This is a genomic window from Streptomyces sp. NH27 (assembly GCF_056859195.1).
This window is the reverse complement of record NZ_JACEGK010000006.1, coordinates 22,113-42,438: the sequence shown is the minus strand read 5'-3', so window position 1 is coordinate 42,438 and position 20,326 is coordinate 22,113. Positions and strand designations below refer to the sequence as shown.

Genomic DNA, 20,326 nt, shown 5'->3' with positions numbered 1-20,326 from the left:
GGATAAGGGCCGTCGCCGACAGCGTTTCCCACCCCTCGGCTGCACAAGGTCGTTCTACCAGTGGGTAACAACGTCTGGCGTACCCCGGGTAACAGCCTCTATGGTGCGTTCATGCCAGATCTGCCGAACGTCGTGCTGTGGTCGGTGCCGGCCTTCGTGCTGCTCACCGTCGTGGAGTTGGTGAGCTATCGGATCCACCCCGACGAGGACGCCGCCGGATACGCCGGCAAGGACACCGCCGCCAGCCTGTCCATGGGCGCCGGCAGCCTCTTCACCGACGCGCTGTGGAAGATCCCGATCGTGGCGGTCTACTCCGCGCTGTACGCGCTGACGCCGCTGCGGGTGCCGCTGCACTGGTGGACCCTGCTCCTGGTGCTGCTGGCACAGGACTTCTGCTACTACTGGTCGCACCGCGGGCACCATGTGATCCGCGTGCTGTGGGCCTGTCACGTCGTGCACCACTCCAGCCGCAACTTCAACCTCTCCACGGCGCTGCGCCAGCCCTGGACCAGCCTCACCTCCTGGCCGTTCTACCTGCCGATGGTCGCGCTCGGCGTGCACCCGGCCGCGCTCGCGTTCTGCACATCGGTCAACCTCGTCTACCAGTTCTGGATTCACACCGAACGGGTCGACAAGCTGCCGCGCGCGGCCGAGTTCGTCCTCAACACCCCCTCGCACCACCGCGTGCACCACGCCTCCCAAGGCGGCTACCTCGACCGCAACTTCGGCGGCATCCTCATCGTCTGGGACCGCCTGTTCGGCTCCTTCACCGCGGAGACCGAGCGGCCGGTGTTCGGGTTGACGAAGAACATCGCCACGTACAACCCGCTGCGGGTCGCCACCCACGAGTACGCGGCCATCGCCCGCGACTTCGCGGCTGCCCGGACCTGGCGCGACCGGCTCCGCCACCTCTACCTCGGCCCAGGCTGGCAGCCGGCGGCTTCCGTCGTGGATGCGGGAGGTGCGGTACGTGCGGGTGACGTGGGAGGCGTGGAAGGTGCGGGGGATGCGGGGGAGCGCGCGTCCGTGGGGCTCGGCGTGGGCGGCGCCCCTGACCGTGACGGCGCCGCGGCCGGCCCGCGGGCCCGGCGCTCGCGCTGACGCCACCGGCCGCCGCCCCGGGCCGTCGCCACGCCGCCGCCCCGGCCGTTACGGGCCCGGGGAAGCGTCGAAGCAACGGCTTCAACAAAATGTTGCAAGGGTGTGAGTCGCGTACGCTGCGGCGGTACCCGCATCCGCATCCGCACCCGCGCGAGCCGCCGTATCGACGTCAGCGCGATCTAGTGTGGAGGCGAGGAAGCGGCAGCGGGCGCCACGCGGGCGTCCCGGCGGGAGAGGAGGAGCCGTGCTCGTCGACACCTACGGGCGGATCGCCACGGACCTCCGGGTCTCGCTGACCGACCGCTGCAACCTGCGCTGCACGTACTGCATGCCCGAGGAGGGCATGCAGTGGCTGGCCAAGCCCGACCTGCTCACCGACGACGAGATCGTCCGGCTGATCCGCGTCGCCGTCACCGAACTCGGCGTCACGGACGTGCGCTTCACCGGCGGCGAGCCGCTGCTGCGGCCCGGCCTGGTCGGCATCGTGGAGCGCTGCGCCGCGCTGCGGCCGCGCCCCCGGCTCTCGCTGACCACCAACGGGATCGGGCTGCGCCGTACCGCCGCCGCCCTGCGGACCGCGGGCCTGGACCGGGTCAACGTGTCGCTCGACACCCTGCGCCCGGACGTCTTCCGCACCCTGACCCGCCGCGACCGGCACCACGACGTGCTGGACGGCCTGGCCGCCGCCCGCGCCGCCGGGCTCACGCCGGTCAAGGTCAACACCGTGCTGATGCGCGGGGTCAACGACGACGAGGCGCCCGACCTGCTGAGCTGGGCACTGGCCGAGGGCTACGAACTGCGGTTCATCGAGCAGATGCCGCTGGACGCCCAACACGGCTGGCAGCGCTCCGACATGGTCACCGCCGACGAGATCCTGACCGCGCTCCGGACCCGCTTCGCGCTCACCGCCGAGGGCGAGTCGATCCGCGGCCACGCGCCGGCCGAACGCTGGCTGGTGGACGGCGGCCCGGTCCGGGTCGGGGTGATCGGTTCGGTCACCCGGCCGTTCTGCCGCGCCTGCGACCGGACCCGGCTGACGGCCGACGGTCAGGTGCGCAACTGCCTGTTCGCCCGCGAGGAGTCCGATCTGCGCGGCGCGCTGCGTTCCGGTGCCGCGGACGCCGAGGTCGCCGAGCTGTGGAAGGCGGCGATGTGGGGCAAGAAGGCGGGCTCGGGCCTGGACGACCCGTCCTTCCTCCAGCCGGACCGTCCGATGTCAGCTATCGGCGGCTGACCGCGCCTCCCACTCCGTCAGCAGCACCACGTCCTTCAGGAAGCCGCGCACCCCGAGGAACTGGGACAGGTGCTCGCGGTGTTCCTCGCAGGCCAGCCAGGTCTTGCGCCGCTCCGGTGTGTGCAGCTTGGGGTTGTTCCAGGCCAGTACCCACACAGCGGCCGCCCGGCAGCCCTTCGCCGAGCAGGTCGGCGTCTCGTCGCTCATGGCACCCAGTAAACACGGCGACGCCGGGCAGCCACGGGGGGAGCCGCCCGGCGTCGGTCCATCGCTCCGACGGGGGATGCGGAGCGCGTACCGCAGTATGTCACGCGGTCGGCCGCTCGTGGAGGGGAAATCCGATGATTGATCTGAGCCTTTCTTGAGCTTCCCGGTCGACCGTCATAGGTCTAGACCGGAGGTCGACGGAAACGGCGGGGTCAGCCCGCGTCCGGGTGTTCGCCGACCGGCTCATCGACCCGCTCGGGGGCGCGCTCCGCGGCCGCTTCCACCCTCGACGGCTCCAGCGCCGGCCGGGACAGCGGCGGGACGTAGGAGGAGGTGGGCAGGTGGGGCGTGTTCTCCCGCCCGCCGTTGGCGAATACCACGGCCACGTAGGGCAGCAGCAGACCCACCACGAGCGTCGCCCAGGCCAGCGGCCGTTCGATGTTCCACAGCACCACCGTGAGGACCACGGAGACGGTACGGATCGACATCGAGATGATGTAGCGCCGCTGGCGCCCGCGTACGTCGTCGGTGAGCCCGGTCCGTGCCCCGGTGATCTGGAAGATCTCCGGCCCGCCCTGCTTCCCCATTCCGCTCCACCGCCTGCTCCATACACCCGGACCGTGCCGATCACGGGTCACGACACCTGGTGCCCGGTAGGTCCAAGGTACGCCGCCGTGCTGCCGCGCAGCAGGGCGGGGCGGGCCCGTGTGCGGTGCCGGACCTGCGTCCGACGTGTTGGACCGGCCGGCACATGGAGGGCGGCGTCGCGGGCCGATGGCTCTCGCCCGGCCGGCTTCTCCTCGGTCACCACCGGCTCCGCCATGGCTATCTCGTCGGCACCGCCCGGACTCGGCCCCCGACCGCTCCTTCTCCCATCCACCATTTCCCGGTCGGTCCTATGTCACTGCCCGACATGCGGCGTAGACCACTCGGACGGACACTGGCGGGACGGCTGCCGGGCACCCGCCGTCCGGCCGGAGGAGGCGAGCGGCATGGGTTGGTTGTGGGCGATCATCGTCGGCCTTGTGCTCGGTCTGATCGCAAAAGCGATCATCCCGGGAAAGCAGAGTTTGCCCCTGTGGCTCACTCTGATCTGCGGTATGGGCGGCAGCGCGCTCGGCAACGGCGTGTCCAGGTGGCTCGGCGTCCGCGACACCAAGGGCATCGACTGGACCCGGCACGTCCTCCAACTGATCGGCGCGATCGTGCTGGTGGCTGTCGGCGACGCGCTGTGGTCCGCGCACAGGCGGCGGAAGCACACGACGACGGTGTGACGCTCGTACGCGGGGCGATGGGGGCGGCGCGGGGGCGGATGTCGGCGCGTGGCCGGCACGACGGGGATTGCGTGGGGGTACGACGGTGCCGGCTCAGCCGCGCGGCGCCCGCCGCGGCTCCCCGGGCTCCGGCAACTGCCGCAGCCACTGCGGCGGTACCCGGTCGGTGAGCCACACTCCGTTCGCACTGAGCCGGAACTCGTGGCCGTCGGCGGCCAGTCCCGCCGCGTCCACCGCCAGCACCACCGGGCGGCCGTGCCGCGAACCCACGCGCGCGGCCGTCTCGGTGTCCGCGGACAGGTGCACGTCCCGCCGGGACATCGGCCGCAGCCCGTCCCGCCAGATGAGCGGCAGCGTGGCCGCCGCGGTGCCGTGGTAGAGCTCCGCCGGGGGAGTGGCGGCGGACAAGCCCAGTTCCACCGGCACCGAGTGGCCCTGGCTGGCCCGTATCCGGCGGCCGTCCACGGAGTAGGCGAACCTGCGCTTGTTGTTCGTCGCGACCACGTGGTCCAGGTCGGCGCGCGAGATACGGCGGCCCTTGGCGGCGCACCCGGCGAGCAACTCGTCGACCTCCACCCAGCCCGCCTCGTCGAGCGTGATGCCGACGGCCTGCGGATCGTGCCGCAGCACCAGCGACAGGAACTTCGAGACCTTGACGGTCTGCTTCTCGTCGAGCATGTGGCCCTCCTCGGCCGGGGCCGGCCGGGTCCGTCCCGGCCGGCCCGTGCCGGTCAGACGCCCTGGCTGACCGAACTCATGTTGAAATCGGGAATCCGCAGCGCCGGGGTGGCGGCGCGGGTGAAGTAGTCGCCCCACTCACGGGGCAGGGTGCGCTCGGTGCGGCCCGCCTCGGTGGCCCGGCCCAGCAGGTCGACCGGCGACTCGTTGAACCGGAAGTTGTTCACCGCGCCGGTCACCTCGCCGCCCTCCACCAGATACACGCCGTCCCGGGTCAGGCCGGTCAGCAGCAGCGTCGCCGGGTCCACCTCGCGGATGTACCACAGGCAGGTCAGCAGCAGGCCGCGCTCGGTGTCGGCGACCATCTCCTCCAGCGACCGGGTGCCGCCGGCGTCCAGCACCATGTTGTCCACCGCGGGTGCGAGCGGCACCCCGGTCAGCTCGGCGCTGTGCCGGGTGGTGACCAGCTGGTTGAGGGTGCCCTCGCGGACCCAGTCCACCGGGCCGAGCGGCAGTCCGTTGTCGAAGACCGACGAGTCGTCGTCCGACGCGTGCGCGATGACGAACGGCGCGGCCTCCAGGCCGGGTTCGGCCGGGTCGCTGCGCAACGTCAGCGGCAGCGCGGCGATCTTCTCGCCGATCCGGGTGCCGCCACCGGTGCTGGAGAACACCGTGCGGCCCTCGCCCGCGTCGCGGGCCCCGGACGACCACAGCTGGTAGATCAGCAGGTCCGCGACCGCGGTGGGCGGCAGCAGCGTTTCGTACCGCCCGGCGGGCAGGTCCACCTTGCGCTCCGCCCAGACCAGGCGCTGCGCCAACTCGGTGTCCAGCGCCAGCGGATCGACGTCGGTGAAGTCGCGGGTGGAGCGGCCCGCCCACGCGGAGCGGGTGCGGTCGGGCGATTTCGCGTTCACCTCAAGGGTGCCGGACGGCTGGTCGTGCCGCAGCCGCAGCCCGGTGGAGGCGCCCAGGTAGGTGGAGGTCACGTAGTGGTGCGCGAAGCCGTACAGCTCCCGGCCGCCGGCGCGGGCGGTGCCGAACGCCTCGCCCAGCGCGGGCGCGAAGGCCGCGAACACGTCGGAGGAGGTCTCCGCGGGCGGCGCGGTGAAGTCGGCCGACGGGGCGCGGCCGGCCACCAGCGGCTGGGCGTCCTCCGCGGGCCCGGCCGCCTTGGCCGCCGCCTCCGCGGCCCGCACCAGCGGTTCCAGCTCGTCGGCGGTCACCGCGGAGCGCGACACCATGCCGGAGGCGGTGCCCTGGGCGCCGTCGACCGTGGCGATCACCGTGAGCGTACGGCCGCGGGTCACGCCGTTGGTGGTCAGCGCGTTGGCCGCCCAGCGCAGATTGGTGCTGGACTCCTCGTCCGCGATCACCACGCAGCCGTCGGCCCGGGACAGCGCCAGGGCGCGTTCGACGATCTCGTGCGGCTTGGTCGCCGCGCTGCTGGCACTGCTGCTCATCGGCCGGCCTCCTGCGTGGTGTTGAGAATGCTGACGTCCCGGAAGAGGGCCGACGGGCAGCCGTGGCTGACCGCCGCGACCTGGCCCGGCTGGGCCTTGCCACAGTTGAACGCGCCGCCGAGCACGTAGGTCTGCGGGCCGCCGACCGCGGCCATGGAGCCCCAGAAGTCGGTGGTGGTGGCCTGGTAGGCGACGTCCTTGAGCTGGCCGGCGAGCTTGCCGTGCTCGATCCGGAAGAACCGCTGGCCGGTGAACTGGAAGTTGTACCGCTGCATGTCGATGGACCAGGAGCGGTCGCCGACCACGTAGATCCCGCGGTCGACCGAGCCGATCAACTCCTCGGTGGACGGGCCGTCCGGCGCGGGCTGCAGCGACACGTTCGCCATGCGCTGCACCGGGACATGGCCGGGGGAGTCGGCGTAGGCGCAGCCGTTGGACCGCTCGAAACCGGTGAGCTCGGCGATCCGCCGGTCGAGCTGATAGCCGACCAGGACGCCGTCGCGCACCAGGTCCCAGGACTGGCCGGCCACGCCTTCGTCGTCGAACCCGACGGTGGCCAGGCCGTGTTCGGCGGTGCGGTCCCCGGTCACGTTCATGTGCGAGGAGCCGTACTTCAAGATGCCGAGCTGGTCGAAGGTGGCGAAGGAGGTGCCCGCGTACGCCGCTTCGTATCCCAACGCGCGGTCCAGCTCGGTGGCGTGGCCGACCGACTCGTGGATGGTCAGCCACAGGTTCGACGGGTCGACCACCAGGTCGTACCGTCCCGCTTCCACCGAGGGGGCGCGCATCTTCTCGGCGAGCAGGCCCGGGATCGCGGCCAACTCGCCGTCCCAGTCCCAGGTGTCGCCGGTCAGATACTCCCAGCCGCGGCCGACCGGCGGGGCGAGGGTGCGCATCGAGTCGAAGTCGCCGCTGTCCGGGTCGACCGACACGGCCGTCAGCGACGGGTGCAGCCGGATCCGCTGCTGGGTGGTGCTGGTGCCGGCGGTGTCGGCGTAGACCTTGTTCTCCTGCACGGTCAGCAGCGACGCGTCCACATGGGAGACGCCGTCGGCGGCCAGCAGCCGCGAGCTCCACTCGGCGAGCAGACCGGTCTTCTCCTCGTCGGGCACCTCGAACGGATTGACCTCGTAGGCCGACACCCAGGTGCGGTCCGAGTACACCGGCTCGGCGGCCAACTCCACCCTGCCTTCGGCGGAGGGACCCCCATGGGAGCTGGCGGCGGCGATCACCTTCGCCGACAGCCTGGCCATCGCGACGGCCTGCGCCGCGACCTTCGCCGCGCCGTCCATCGTCAGGTCCACGCCGGCGGCGAAGCCCCACGCCCCGCTGTGCACCACGCGCACCGCGTACCCCAGGTCCGTGGAGTCGGAGGCGCCGGCCGGCCGGGCGTCCCGCAACCGCCATGCCGCACTGCGCACCCGCTCCAGCCGGAAGTCCGCATGCTCAACGCCCAGCGCCCGCGCCCTCGCCAGCGCGGCGTCGGCCAGCGCGCGCAACGGCAACGCCACGAACGACTCATCCACCTCATGCGGCACGACGATCTTCCCTTCCTTCGCGTCTTCGCAGTGAACCATGTCGCGCGCTGTGCGGTCTTCGCCATAACGTTCCTCAGCGCCGGTAGGGTGAGGGGCGCCGGTCGCCCGGAGGTCGGGACGGTGCGACCGAACTCAGGTGTGTGCAAAAGGGAGATCGCCTTACACCGTGGATGTCTTCAGAGTTCACCAGCAGCTCATCGCCGACTACGACGCCTTCACCAGCTCTCTGGTCGGCGTGCGGAATCCCGAGATCCAGCGGCACTTGGACGACGAGAGAAGTCGCAAGGCCCGCTGGCCGGACCCCCGGATCTCCCTGAATCCGAATTTCCGCAGCGGCGGCACGGTTGCCCAGCTCACCGAGGAGTTGGCCCTGCAGCCCGAGTGCCGGAGCTACTTCCGGCACAAGGACCATGAGCGCGACCCTGGCGAGCGCACTCTTTCCCTGTACCGCCACCAGCGGCAGGCCCTCGAAGCGGCGTCATCCGGCGACTCGTTCGTGCTGACGACCGGTACCGGGTCGGGCAAGAGCCTCGGCTACATCCTTCCGATCGTCAACGACGTGCTGAAGCATCCGAACCCGCACGGGATCTCGGCGATTGTCGTGTACCCGATGAACGCCCTGGCCAACAGCCAGGTGTACGAGCTGCGGCGCTACTTGGAATGGGGAATTCCGGAAGAGCGTCGCCGGGTCACCTTCGCCCGCTACACCGGTCAGGAGAAGGCAGACCAGAAGAGCGCGGCGCTGCGGTTGAAGCCGGACATCCTGCTGACCAACTACGTCATGCTGGAATATCTGCTGACCCGGCCGGAAGAACGCCACGAGCTCATCAGCGCCGCCCGAGGGCTCCGCTTCCTGGCGCTCGACGAACTCCACACCTACCGCGGCCGCCAGGGCGCGGACGTGGCCATGCTGGTGCGCAGGTTGCGCGACGCCTGCGAAGCGCCGTTGCTGCAGTGCATCGGCACATCGGCGACCATGGCCAGCGCCCGCACTTTCAGGCAGGCGCAGATCGCGGTATCGGACGTAGCAACACGTATCTTCGGCACCTTGGTCCGTCCCGAGCAGGTGATCGGTGAGACGCTTGAGCGGGCCACCGACCCCGGCCCCGATATTCCTGCCGTAGCCCACCGTGAGGCACTCGCCCAGGCCGTCCGACGGGCTGCCGAGCCCTCCCCGGAACTGTCACGTGACTACCGCGCCTTGTCCGCCGACCCGCTCGCGGTCTGGATCGAGGACGCCTTCGGTCTCACCCGGGAGCCCGACACCGGCCAGCTGGTCAGGCGCGCTCCCATCACCGTCCAGCAGGCCGCCGTGGATCTTGCCGGGGACAGCCGTGTTCCTGTCCAGACGTGCGGTACTGCGATCGAGGCGATGCTCAGGGCAGGCGCGCGCGTGTTCCACCCAGATCACAAACGCCCTCTCTTCGCCTTCCGGTTGCATCAGTTCCTGTCCAAAGGCGACACGGTCTACACGAGCTTCGATCTACCGACGGAAGGGCGCCACCTCACCAGCCAGTACCAGGTGAGCGTGCCCAACGCGCCGCAGAAGCCGCTCATCCCGCTTGCCTTCTGCCGCGACTGCGGGCACGAGTACATGGTCGTCACGCGGGAACGGGAGGCTGTCGACGACCGCTTCGTCGCCCGTCGGGACCCGGATGCCCCGGCTGAAGAGGGTGACGGCTACCTCTACGCCAGCCCGGAGCGCCCGTGGCCGACGGAAGCCGACGAGATCCTCGCCCGGCTGCCCGACAGTTGGGTCGAGACGGGCAACGACGGACGCCAGGTCGTCAAGGCCCGCGCCAATGATCTGCCGCGAGAGGTCCAAGTGGCCCCGGACGGCCGGATCGTGCAGGGACCGGACGGACTGCGAGCCTGGTGGATGCCGGCGCCGTTCCGCTTCTGCCTGCGCTGCCGGGTCTCCTACGAGCAACTCCGGGTCAGCGACTTCGCCAAACTGGCGACCTTCTCCGCAGAAGGTCGCAGCTCGGCCGTCTCGCTCATCAGCGCCAGTATCGTGCGTTCCCTGCGCGGTGACGAAGGGCTCGACGACCCGGCCAGGAAGCTGCTCACTTTCGTCGACAACCGTCAGGACGCCAGTCTCCAGGCCGGACACTTCAACGATTTCGCCCAGGTCACCCAGGTACGTGGTGCTCTCTACCGGGCTCTTGCGCAGGCCGGGCCCGGCGGCCTGCGCCACGACGTGCTCCCCGAAGCGGTCACTGGCGCCCTCGGGCTGGACATGGACGTGTTCGCGCGCAACCCGCATGCCCGTCACCTTCAGCGCGAGCTGGCGCATGCGGCTCTGCGATCCGTTCTCGCCTACCGCGTCTACGCCGATCTGGAACGCGGCTGGCGGATCACGATGCCCAACCTGTCCCAGACCGGGTTGCTGAGTTTCGCCTACACCTCTCTCGACGAGATCGCCGCGGACCAGCAGTGCTGGCAGGACGCGCACTGGGCGCTGGTAGATGATTCGCCGGCCCACCGGACGAAGTTGGCCCGCACGCTGCTGGACGAGCTGCGCCGCTCGCTGGCCGTCGACGAACCACTGCTGACAGTGGACGGTTTCGAGGACCTGGTGCGGAGATCCGACGCACACCTGCTCGGTGTGTGGGCGGTCCCGCCCAGGGAACCGCGGGTGGCCTCGCGCGCGGTGTTCGCCGGTCCCAGCCCCAAGGGTTCCCGGTCCCACGACGACACGGTCCACCTCAGCGGCCTGGGGGCGTACGGACGGTACCTGCGGCGCCCCGGCCAGTTCGCCGCGCTGCCGCAGCTGGCCGGGAGACGTATGGCCGTGGCCGACGCTGACGCGGTGATCCGCAGCCTGCTGAAGATCCTCGAAAAGGAAGGGCTGGTGCGCGTCGCACGCGAGGAGAAGGATGGTTCGCTGGGTTACCAGGTGAGCACGGCCGCCTTGTGCTGGCTGCCCGGCGACGGGACCCACCCCGAGCCCGATCCACTGCGGAAGGTCGGCGACGTGGGCGCGGAACCGCGCGTCAACACGTACTTCCGCGACCTGTACCAGTTCACCGCCGCCGGCTTGAGTGGGCTGGTCGCCCGCGAGCACACCGCACAGGTTCCCGCCGACCTCAGACGGGATCGGGAAGATGCGTTCCGCACCGGGGAACTGCAACTGATGTACTGCTCGCCGACCATGGAACTCGGCGTGGACATCGCCACGTTGAACGCGGTGGCGATGCGCAACGTGCCGCCGACCCCCGCCAATTACGCGCAGCGCTCGGGACGGGCAGGGCGGTCCGGGCAGCCCGCGCTGGTCACGACATACTGCTCCACCGGCAGCGCCCATGACCAGTACTACTTCCGCCGACCCGAGCTGATGGTCTCCGGCAGCGTCACACCGCCCCGGCTCGACCTCGGCAACGAGGAGTTGCTGAGCTCTCACGTCCGCGCCATCTGGCTCGCCGAGACCGGAGTGGCGCTCGGTTCGAAGCTCACCGAGCTCATTGATGCCGAAGCACCCGCACCGGCTCCGGGAGAAGACGCTCCTCTGCCGCTGACAGCCACGATGCGAGTGAACCTCGACGACGAAGGTGCCCGGCGCCGAGCTATCGCCCGGGCTACCGAGGTGCTGGCTCCGCTCGTTCCCGAACTGGCCGAGCGCACCAGTTGGTGGCACGACAGTTGGATAGAGGACACCGTGCGCGGCGCCCTCGGCCGCCTCGACCGAGCATGTGACCGCTGGCGCCGGCTCTACCGGGCCGCCCAGGCGGAAGCAGAGCAGCAGCACCGCATCGTGGGCGACCTGTCGGTCGCGCCCAAGAAGCGCAACCAGGCCGCAGCCCGGCGTGCTGAGGCCGAGAACCAGCAGGCGCTTTTGCGCAACGAGGAGAGCAGCGAGGACTCGTTCAGCGACTTCTACTCCTACCGCTACTTCGCCTCCGAGGGATTCCTGCCTGGTTACTCCTTCCCGAGGCTGCCGCTCGCCGCCTACATCCCCGGCCAGCGCACCGAAGGCAGGCTCGGCCAGAAGAACGGCAGCTACATCCAGCGCCCCCGGTTCATCGCCATCGGCGAGTTCGGACCCGGCGCGCTCATCTACCACGAGGGCCACCGGTACGCCGTCGACCGGGTCCAGGTGCCGTACGGCGCGACCCCAGGCCAGGTCGCCACCAACGACGTCAAAGTATGTGACAGCTGCGGCTATTGGCACGACCGCAAGAGCGGCGCCGACCGCTGCGACGGCTGCGGAGCCCGGCTCACCCGCATCCTCAGCCGGCTGATGCACCTGAGCACGGTCTATGCCTCGCCTCGCCGCCGGATCTCCTCCGATGAGGAGGAGCGGCTGCGGGCCGGCTTCGAGCTGCGTACCTTCTTCCGCTTCAACGCGGGCGCGGGTCAGCGCCCCGGCGAACTCGGCGCGACCGTCTTCGGAGCCGACGGTCCCGTCGCCCGGATCACCTATGGCGACACCGCGGCCCTGCGCGTGGTCAATCTCGGATATCGCAAGCGCAAACACCGTGCGGACACTGGCTTCTGGCTCAATCCGGCCGACGGCAAATGGCTGGGCACCGGCAAGGCCGAGGCACTCACGGAAACGGCCTCCGAGGACGAAGGGCTCAGCCCGTTCTCCAGCGCCGACCGCCCCATGCAGGTCATCCCGTATGTCGAGGACCACAAGAACATCGCGGTCGTGCGCCTGTCGGAGCCGGTCGACGAGACGACCGCAGTGACGGTCCGCTACGCCCTGGAGCGGGGCATCGAGGCGTTCTACCAACTGGAGGACTCCGAATTGGGCAGCGAGGATCTGCCCGACGACGAGGACCGGGCCAGAATGCTCCTTGTCGAGGGTGCGGAGGGCGGCGCGGGAGTGCTCCGGTTGCTGCATGACGACGAGCAGGCGCTGGCCGATGTGGCGCGCGCAGCGCTGAAGATCATCCACTACGACCCGGACAGTGGCGAGGACCAGGATCGGGCCGACGGCGCCCACGAACGCTGCGAACTCGGTTGCTACGACTGCCTGCTGTCCTACACCAACCAGCGCTACCACACCCGCATCAACCGGCACCTGGCGGTGGGTGTCCTGATGGCGCTCGCGAAGTCCCGGACCAGCCCGGACCGTGCCCCTGCCGCCGATCCCCAGGAGGCCGCCGCCGGCCTTGCGACCAAGGCGGAGCACCCGGTGGGCGGCCCCTTTGTCGAGTGGCTGCGCGAGTGCGGGCACCGGCTTCCCGACCTGGCCTCGATGGAGGCAGCGGACACGGGAGTGGTGCCGGACTTCATCTACTATCTGCCGGGTGCGGAGGTCGCGGTCTTCCTGGAGACCTCCGGTCTTGCCGGGCTGCAACACGACGAGCGCGCCTCGTACCGGCTGATGAACGCCGGCTGGCTGGTGATCACCGTGCCGGGCGACGACGAAGAGGACTGGGAGCAGACAGTGCGCAGCCATCCGGACGTCTTCGGCACCGGGCACGGTGTCCGATGACACCCTTGGCGACAACCTCACCCACCCCCGGCACCCTGGTCTCGGCGCGTGGCCGTGACTGGGTGGTGCTTCCTGGCACGACCGAGGACCTGGTGATCGCCCGTCCGCTGGACGGCGACGTCGAGTTCACCGCCGGTCTCTTTCCCGACGAGGTCGGCACTCCCGGGTTCGGGCTGCCCGTCCTGGGCAGCGACGAGGTCGGCGACCACACGTCCGCGGGCCTCCTGCGCACGGCGTTGCGGATCGCGTCTGCCTCGTCGGCCGGTCCCTTCCGCAGCCTTGCCGGGATCGCCGTCCAGCCACGCCAGTACCAGCTCGTGCCGCTGATGATGGCGCTGCGTATGGACACCGTACGGTTGCTGGTCGCCGACGATGTCGGCATCGGGAAGACTGTTGAGGCTGCCCTCATCGCCAAGGAACTGCTCGAACAGGGTTCGGCTGCTCGGATGGCAGTGCTGTGCGGGCCGGCGCTGGCCGACCAGTGGCAGCGTGAACTACGGGAGAAGTTCGGACTGGAGGCAGAACTCGTCCTGCCTTCCACCGCGGATCGTCTGCAGAAGAGCGTCGGCGGTGACGGCCGTACCATCTTCGACCACTACCGCTGCACGGTCGTGTCCACCGACTTCATCAAGCAGCGCGACCGGCGCGAGGTGTTCCTTCGGACCTGCCCGGACCTGCTCATCGTCGACGAGGCCCACACCTGCGTCGGCACCGGCTCCGGCCACCAGCTGCGGTACGAACTGCTGTCCCAGCTCGCCACCGACCCCCAACGTCACCTGGTCCTCGTCACCGCCACCCCGCACAGCGGAGATCCGGTCGCCTTCGCGAAACTCACCGGGCTGCTGTCCGCAGACCTCAGCGAGCTCGACCCGAAGTTGCCCGCCCACCGCGATCGGTTGGCGCGCCACATGGTGCAGCGTCGCCGCGGCGACATCCGCTCGTTCTTCGGCCAGAACACGCCGTTCCCCCGCGACCGCAAACTCGGCGACACCCCGTACCGGCTCGACGAGGACTACGCACGCTTCGTCGCGGACATCCTGGCCTACTCCCGTGAGCAGGTCCGCCGCCCCAGCGGTGCCCTGCGGCAGCGTCTGAGCTGGTGGTCGGTCCTGGCATTGCTGCGCTGCGTGCTGTCGTCACCGGAGGCGGCAGCGGCCACCCTGGTCGCACGAGCCGGGATCACCGCCGCCAAGTCCGAGGAGGAGGCCGATCGGATCGGTCGCGAAGCTGTCCTCGAACTTACCGACGGTGAGGCGCAGGAAGGCTTGGACACGATCCCCGGAACCCGGCTTGACGACGAGGACGGCCACGAGAACCCTGTACCCGACGGTGGGACCAGCGGCCCCGCGGCAGCCGCGACGCGCCGCGACATCCGCCGCCTGAACGACTTGGCCAAGCGTGCCAAGTCGCTGTCCGGCCCTGAGCACGACGCCAAACTGAGGGCCCTCACCGATCAGGTGAAAGCCCTGCTCGTCGATGGATACGACCCGATCGTGTTCTGCCATTACATCCCCACCGCCCAGTACGTCGCCGCCTATCTCACAGCGGAACTCGACCGGTATGCGCACGTGGCGTCCGTCACAGGAAGCCTGCATCCCGAGGCCCGCCAGGAGGAGATCGACCGTCTCGTCGCCAAACGCGGACGCCACGTCCTGGTCGCCACCGACTGCCTGTCGGAGGGGGTGAACCTCCAAGAGCACTTCGGTGGAGTCGTCCACTACGACCTGTCGTGGAACCCCACCCGTCACGAGCAGCGCGAGGGCCGGGTCGACCGCTTCGGCCAGTCCCGTGACACGGTCCGGGCGGTCACCCTGTTCGACACCGACACCGGTATCGACGGCCTGGTCCTGGAAGTCCTCATTCGCAAGTACAGGGACATCGCCGACCAGACCGGTGTTGTCGTGCCCCTTCCGAAGGCCGGCGAGGAAGTCCTGCAGGCGCTCTCCAACAGCCTGCTGCTGCGCGGCCGGGACTCCGCCACCGACACGCAGATGTCTCTCGACCTCGATCTCGGGGGCGATGCTGCGATCGGCTCGGCGCGCGACAGGTTGCACCGGGAATGGGAGAGCGCCGCGGAACGCGAGTCGGGCGTGCTTACCAAGTTCGCCCAGTCCGGCATGCGCCCCGAGGAGGTCGAACGCGAACTGGCTGAGCTGCGGCAATCGCTCGGCGACCCCGGCGACGTGGCCGCCTTCGCCCGCGAAGCTGTCCGTGCGCTCGGTTCGTCCGTACGCCCCGACACCAAGAGCGCCGGCTTCACCGCTCCGGCCGCGCCGCTGCCCAAGGGACTCCAGCATGCACTGGGCCTCTTCGAGGACGACGAGCAGGCAGCCGCGCCCGGCGCGGGACAGCGCACTGCCCGCACAGCGAAGTCCAAGGGCCGCAAACCCGTCGCACCGCGGCAGCTCGTCTTCCGGGCCGACCTGCCCGTCGCACCCGGCGAACACGCCCTGGCCCGCACCGACCCCGCCGTGCGGGCCATCGCTCGCCATATCCTGGACACCACGCTCGACCCCACCGTGCCCGAACGCGACCGGCCCGCACACCGTCTGGGCGTCGTCAGCACCAGGGCGGTGACGGCCCGTACGGTGCTCCTGCTTGCCCGCTACCGGATGCAGTTGCGTATCCCCGGCCGGGTCGGCCGTCCGGCCCGCGAACTGGTGGCGGAGGACGCGCGCTTCCTTGCCTGGCGCACCGAGGCCGACGGCACTCGCAGCAGGCTCACCGATGAGCGGATCGCCGACCTTCTCACCGCGGACGCGGACCGAAACACCCTGCCCGCGCTGCGCAGCCAGCAAGTCGCACTCGCCCTGGCCGAGTTCCCCGAACTGGACCAGGAACTGCGGAACTACGGCGGCGAGCTCGCCGATCTGCTGGCCGCCGCCCACCAGCGCGTCCGCCAGCACTCCGGTGAGCGCGGCCGCGCCGCCGGTGCGGCCGCGGCGCGCCGGATCACCGTCACCCCCGCGGGGCCGCCCGACCGGCCGGATCAGCCTGATCTCCCTGATCTGCTGGGCCTGTACATCTACCTTCCCGTTCGCGGAGCCGCACAGTGACCGCCCTCGCCCCCGACCGCCTGCCGGCTGATGGCGCGGTCCGCAGCGAGGGCGGGCTGCTGTCCGCCGCGCTGATCGGTGCCGTCCGCCACGGGGACCGCGAACTCCCGGCCATCGCCCCCGCCGCCTACGGGCTGCCGCGCGGTGAGCGCCTCTCCGACGCCGCCAGCCGCAAGTGGAACTACCTCAAGGTCGTCTACGCCGGCTTCCGGCAGCAGCTCGTGGACCATCCCGAGAACGCCTCCGCCACCCGGCTCACCCGTGAGCAGTGGCTGTTCGTCCTGTTCGACCAGCTCGGCTACGGGCAACGTCTCCCCGCCGCCTCCAGAGCCGGGATCACCGTGCCGGGGCGCCGCGAGCGCTACCGCGTAAGCCACGAGTGGCAACCGCACCTGCCCGTCCACTTGCTGGCGTGGGGCACCCCGCTGGATCGCGGCACGGGCAAGGACCGCGCGCCGCAGTCGATGCTCCAGGAACTCCTCAACGTTTCGAGCAGCCGGCAGTGGGGGCTGCTCTCCAACGGCCGCGTGCTCAGGGTCCTGCGGGACTCCACCGCCATCACGGGTTCGTCCTACGTCGAGTTCGATCTTGAGGGGATCTTCGAACGGGACCTGTTCCCCGACTTCTTGCTGCTCTTCACGCTGCTGCACTCCTCCCGCTTCGCACTCGCCCCTAAGCCGGATCGGCGCCGCCGGACGGCTGAGCCCGAAGCGGAGGACGGTACGGCGGAGGACGGCGACGAAGCGAATGACGTCGCCCCGGACCTCGGCCCAGCCGACTGCCCCTTGGAGTGGTGGCGGCAGCACGGCATCGAGACCGGCACCCGCGCCCGCGACCGCCTGCGCGACCAGGTCAAGGAAGCTCTCAGGATCCTGGGCACCGGCTTCCTCACGGCGAACGCCCCGCTCCGCGAAGCACTGGCAAGTGGCGGCAAACCCGCACTCGACGACCTCCACCACGAACTGCTGCGCCTCGCCTACCAGTTGATCTTCCTGTTCGTCGCGGAGGACCGCGGCGCCCTGCTCGACCCGGACGCGCCGGAGGCTGCCCGCGACCACTACACGAGGTACTTCTCCACCGCCCGGCTGCGGCGGATCGCGGCTCGGCGGAAGGGCGACAACAACACGGACCTGTGGGTCGCACTCGTCCACGTCCTCGACGCCCTCGGGAAGGACGGCGGCCTTCCTGCCCTTGCCCTCCCGGGGCTCGGTGGCCTGTACTTCCGCGCCACGGCCGACGACCCCGGCACGGCCGCGCTCCGGCTCGGTGACCCCGAGCCGCTGCGCGCCTGCGTGCTGCGCAACGAGCACCTGCTGGACGCCGTCAACCTGCTCTCCCGCGTCCGCGACGACCAGGGCCGCGCCACCCGCGTCGACTACCGGCACCTCGGCGCCGACGAACTCGGCAGCGTCTACGAGTCCCTGCTCGAACTCGTCCCCCGGCACAACCCCGACGGCGGCTTCTGGCTCCAGGAACTCGTCGCGGGCAACAAGCGCAAGACCACCGGCTCCTACTACACGCCGGGCGTGCTCATCGAGAAGCTCCTCAACAACGCCCTGGACCCGGTCATCGCCCGCCACGCCGCCTCGAACATTCCCGGCGACCTCCTCAAGATCCGCCTCGTCGACCCTTCCTGCGGCTCCGGCCACATGATCGTCGCCGCCGCCCGCCGGATCGCCCTGAAGTACGCGGTCATGCACACCGGCGACGACGAGCCGTCACCGGACGCCGTACGGGAAGCCATGGCCAAGGTCGTCCGCGCCTGCGTCCACGGCGTCGACATCAACCCGCTGGCCGCCGAGATCGCGAAGGTGTCCCTCTGGCTCGAATCCCTGCGGCCCGGCGAGCCGCTGGCCTACCTCGACGACCGCATCAAGGTCGGCAACGCGCTACTGGGCACGACCCCGAAGTTGCTGGAGGCAGGGCTCCCCGACGGCGCGTTCAAGAAGCTCGCCGGCGACGACCCCGAGACCCTGCGGCACGCCAAGGCGGACAACAAGAAGGAACGCCCGGACCGGAAGGGCTCCCAGCGCTTCCTGGTCAACCCCCTCGTGCGCACCAGCACGGCAGAGGTGCGGGTCAAAGCGGACGAGCTGTCGCTGCTGCCTACCGCCACGCTCGCTGACATCCGTGAACAGGCTCGCCGTTACCGCGAGTTCGAGCAGGACGAGAAGCTCCGGGACCTCAAGCGGATCGCGGACGCGTGGTGCGCCGCCTTCCTGTGGCGCAAGCACGGTGACGCCCCGCCGCTGATCACCAGCGGCACGCTGTACGACCTCCAGCAGGGCGTGCCGCTGGAGCCGGAGGCGGTGGAGGAACTGCGGGCGATCGTCACCCGTAACCGTTTCTTCCACTGGCACCTGGAGTTCCCGCGCGTCTTCCGCGTCGAGGACCGCGACGCCCCCGACGCCAACCCGGTCACCGGCTGGCAGGGCGGCTTCGACGCGGTGCTGGGCAACCCGCCGTGGGAGCGGGTGAAGATCCAGGAGAAGGAGTGGTTCACCTCGGCCGGGCACGAGGCCATCGCGGACGCGGACAACGCGAGTGTGCGCAAACGTCTCATCGCCGCCTTGCAGACCAGCACGGACGAGCACGGCAACCGGGTCGAGGGTGACCGGGTGCTCCACGGTGAGTTCCAGACGGCCCTGCGCGAGGCCGCCGGCACGACGAACATGCTGCGCGACTCCGGCATCTTCCCGCTGACGGGTACGGGCGACGTCAACACATACGCGGTCTTCGCGGAGAAGGCACGGCACTTGCTCGCTCCGGAGGGCATGTCGGGGCTGGTGCTGCCGACGGGGATCGCGACGGACAAGACGACGGCGCCGTTCTTCGCGGATTTGGTGCGGGAGCGGCAGTTGGTCACGGTGCTGGACTTCGAGAACGAGGAGAGGCTGTTCGCGGACGTGCACCATGCGTATCGCTTCTGCCTGTTCACGATCGGCGGCTCGGCGCTGTCGTTCGAGCGTGCACGCCTCGCGTTCCAGGCACGACGGACTGAGCAGTTGGACGGGCGGGAGTTCACGCTGGACGCGGAGGGGTTTCGGCGGATCAACCCCAACACGCGGACCGCGCCGGTGTGCGAGGGGCCGGAGCACTTGCGCGTGTTGGAGGACATTCACAGGAATGCCGGTGTGCTGTGGGACCGAACGGCGGGGCCGGTGGCCGAGAATCCTTGGGGGTTGCGGTTCCAGCGCATGTTCGACATGGCTAACGATTCGGGTCGCTTCCGTATGGAGGATGCGCTCACCGAAGAGGGCTGGATGCTGCACGGAACGGTGTTCGTCAGGGGGGAGGAGCGCTATCTTCCCTTGTACCAGGCCAAGATGGTCCATCAGTACGACTCCCGCTTTGCCACCTATGAGGGAGCGACTGATGCACATCTCAAGGTGGGTACCCTGCCACGCCTGGATGTTGAGGACCACCTTGATCCTGCGAAGTTGCCGCGGCCGCGGTACTGGCTCCGCGAGCAGTTGGTTGAGGGGAGACTCGCAGCCGAACCAGGCAAGCCAGAAACTGAATGGTCGTACGACTGGGCGTTGTCCTGGCGAAACATCTGTCGGGGTTCTGACAAGCGCACGGTGATCCCCTCTGCATTGCCGCGCACAGCGATGTCCGACACGGAACCGCTCCTGCTGCCGATGGATGTCTCGGTTCCGCTGTACGGCCTACTAGCCAACTTGTCCTCATTCGTGCTCGACTTCACTGCCCGTCAGAAGATCTCAGGCGCTCACCTCACCTACACCTACCTCGAACAGCTCCCCGTCCTTGCTCCCGATACCTACGATGCCCCCGTCCCCTGGCTCGGTGACCGTTCGCCCGCCGCGTGGATCCGGGACCGGGTCCTGGAACTGACCTACACGTCCTACGAGATGGCGCCCTGGGCGCAGCATCTTCGCGATGACGGGCCGCCGTTCGTGTGGGACGAGGAGCGCCGCTTCGTGATGCGGGCGGAGTTGGACGCGGCGTACTTCCACCTGTACGAGATCGCGCGGGAGGACCTGCCGCTCATCCTGGACAGCTTCCGGACGTTCCGGAACAAGGACCCGGACCTCTTCCACGCCACCAGCGCGGAGATCACCCGCGTGTACGACGCGATGGCGAAGGGCGCCTACGCGACGGATCTCACGCCGGTTCCTGCCCGCGGCCAGCGTCACGCGCCCGGCTCCAGCCCGCTGACCCGCATCCGTCGCCCCGACCCGGAACCGCCGGGCGCCGATGCTCTGGCCGAGGAACCTGAGCCCGAACCCCCGGCCGACGACGGCCTGTTCAGCGTCACCGAGATCGGTCAGGGCGAACAGCTCAGTTTCTGACGCCGACACGCGGGAACGGCCG

11 protein-coding genes are annotated in these 20,326 nt (G+C 70.0%); 6 read left to right on the top strand and 5 right to left on the bottom strand.

Translation table 11 applies throughout. The features are described from left to right. The first annotated feature begins 111 nt into the window (after positions 1-111). Positions 112-1,101: a sterol desaturase family protein gene (locus AC13HU_RS01530; RefSeq protein ID WP_483039848.1), complete on the top strand. Its 990-nt coding sequence runs from the start codon at positions 112-114 to the stop codon at positions 1,099-1,101. A 244-nt stretch (positions 1,102-1,345) separates the two neighbouring features. Beyond that, complete coding sequence (gene moaA / locus AC13HU_RS01525) at positions 1,346-2,335, top strand: GTP 3',8-cyclase MoaA (RefSeq protein WP_483039847.1); 990 nt, start codon at positions 1,346-1,348, stop codon at positions 2,333-2,335. Here moaA and AC13HU_RS01520 read toward each other — a convergent pair. Both AC13HU_RS01520 and AC13HU_RS01515 read right to left on the bottom strand, forming a co-directional pair. Next, complete coding sequence (locus tag AC13HU_RS01520; protein WP_483039846.1) at positions 2,318-2,542, bottom strand: hypothetical protein; 225 nt, start codon at positions 2,540-2,542, stop codon at positions 2,318-2,320. The two genes, moaA and AC13HU_RS01520, sit on opposite strands and share 18 nt — an antisense overlap. Before the next feature lie 212 nt (positions 2,543-2,754). Beyond that, positions 2,755-3,129: a DUF3099 domain-containing protein gene (locus AC13HU_RS01515; RefSeq protein WP_483039845.1), complete on the bottom strand. Its 375-nt coding sequence runs from the start codon at positions 3,127-3,129 to the stop codon at positions 2,755-2,757. A gap of 405 nt (positions 3,130-3,534) precedes the next feature. On the opposite strand from AC13HU_RS01515, the gene AC13HU_RS01510 reads away from it, so the two are divergent. Continuing rightward, complete coding sequence (locus tag AC13HU_RS01510) at positions 3,535-3,816, top strand: GlsB/YeaQ/YmgE family stress response membrane protein (RefSeq protein WP_483039844.1); 282 nt, start codon at positions 3,535-3,537, stop codon at positions 3,814-3,816. Between the two features lie 93 nt (positions 3,817-3,909). Here AC13HU_RS01510 and AC13HU_RS01505 read toward each other — a convergent pair whose 3' ends face one another. Genes AC13HU_RS01505 through AC13HU_RS01495 form a run of 3 tightly spaced genes read right to left on the bottom strand, consistent with a single transcriptional unit; the run spans position 3,910 to position 7,492 of the window. Next, positions 3,910-4,494 carry an RNA 2'-phosphotransferase gene (locus AC13HU_RS01505; protein ID WP_483039843.1) on the bottom strand — a complete coding sequence of 195 codons (585 nt, stop codon included), beginning with the start codon at positions 4,492-4,494 and terminating at the stop codon, positions 3,910-3,912. Positions 4,495-4,547: 53 nt separating this feature from the next. Then, complete coding sequence (locus AC13HU_RS01500; RefSeq protein WP_483039842.1) at positions 4,548-5,954, bottom strand: metallopeptidase TldD-related protein; 1,407 nt, start codon at positions 5,952-5,954, stop codon at positions 4,548-4,550. Further along, positions 5,951-7,492, bottom strand: coding sequence for a TldD/PmbA family protein (locus tag AC13HU_RS01495; RefSeq protein ID WP_483039849.1), 1,542 nt, complete (start codon positions 7,490-7,492; stop codon positions 5,951-5,953). Before AC13HU_RS01495 ends, AC13HU_RS01500 begins: the two co-directional genes overlap by 4 nt. Before the next feature lie 166 nt (positions 7,493-7,658). On the opposite strand from AC13HU_RS01495, the gene AC13HU_RS01490 reads away from it, so the two are divergent. From AC13HU_RS01490 to AC13HU_RS01480, 3 genes are read left to right on the top strand one after another with little or no spacing between them, the layout of a single operon-like run. Continuing rightward, the gene (locus AC13HU_RS01490) at positions 7,659-12,935 is read left to right on the top strand and encodes a DEAD/DEAH box helicase (protein ID WP_483039841.1); all 5,277 of its coding nucleotides are present in this window, start codon (positions 7,659-7,661) and stop codon (positions 12,933-12,935) included. Between the two features lie 5 nt (positions 12,936-12,940). Then, positions 12,941-15,991, top strand: a complete 3,051-nt coding sequence (locus AC13HU_RS01485) for a helicase-related protein (RefSeq protein WP_483039840.1) — start codon at positions 12,941-12,943, stop codon at positions 15,989-15,991. Continuing rightward, the gene (locus AC13HU_RS01480) at positions 15,988-20,304 is read left to right on the top strand and encodes an Eco57I restriction-modification methylase domain-containing protein (protein WP_483039839.1); all 4,317 of its coding nucleotides are present in this window, start codon (positions 15,988-15,990) and stop codon (positions 20,302-20,304) included. Before AC13HU_RS01485 ends, AC13HU_RS01480 begins: the two co-directional genes overlap by 4 nt. The last annotated feature ends 22 nt before the right edge of the window (positions 20,305-20,326 follow it).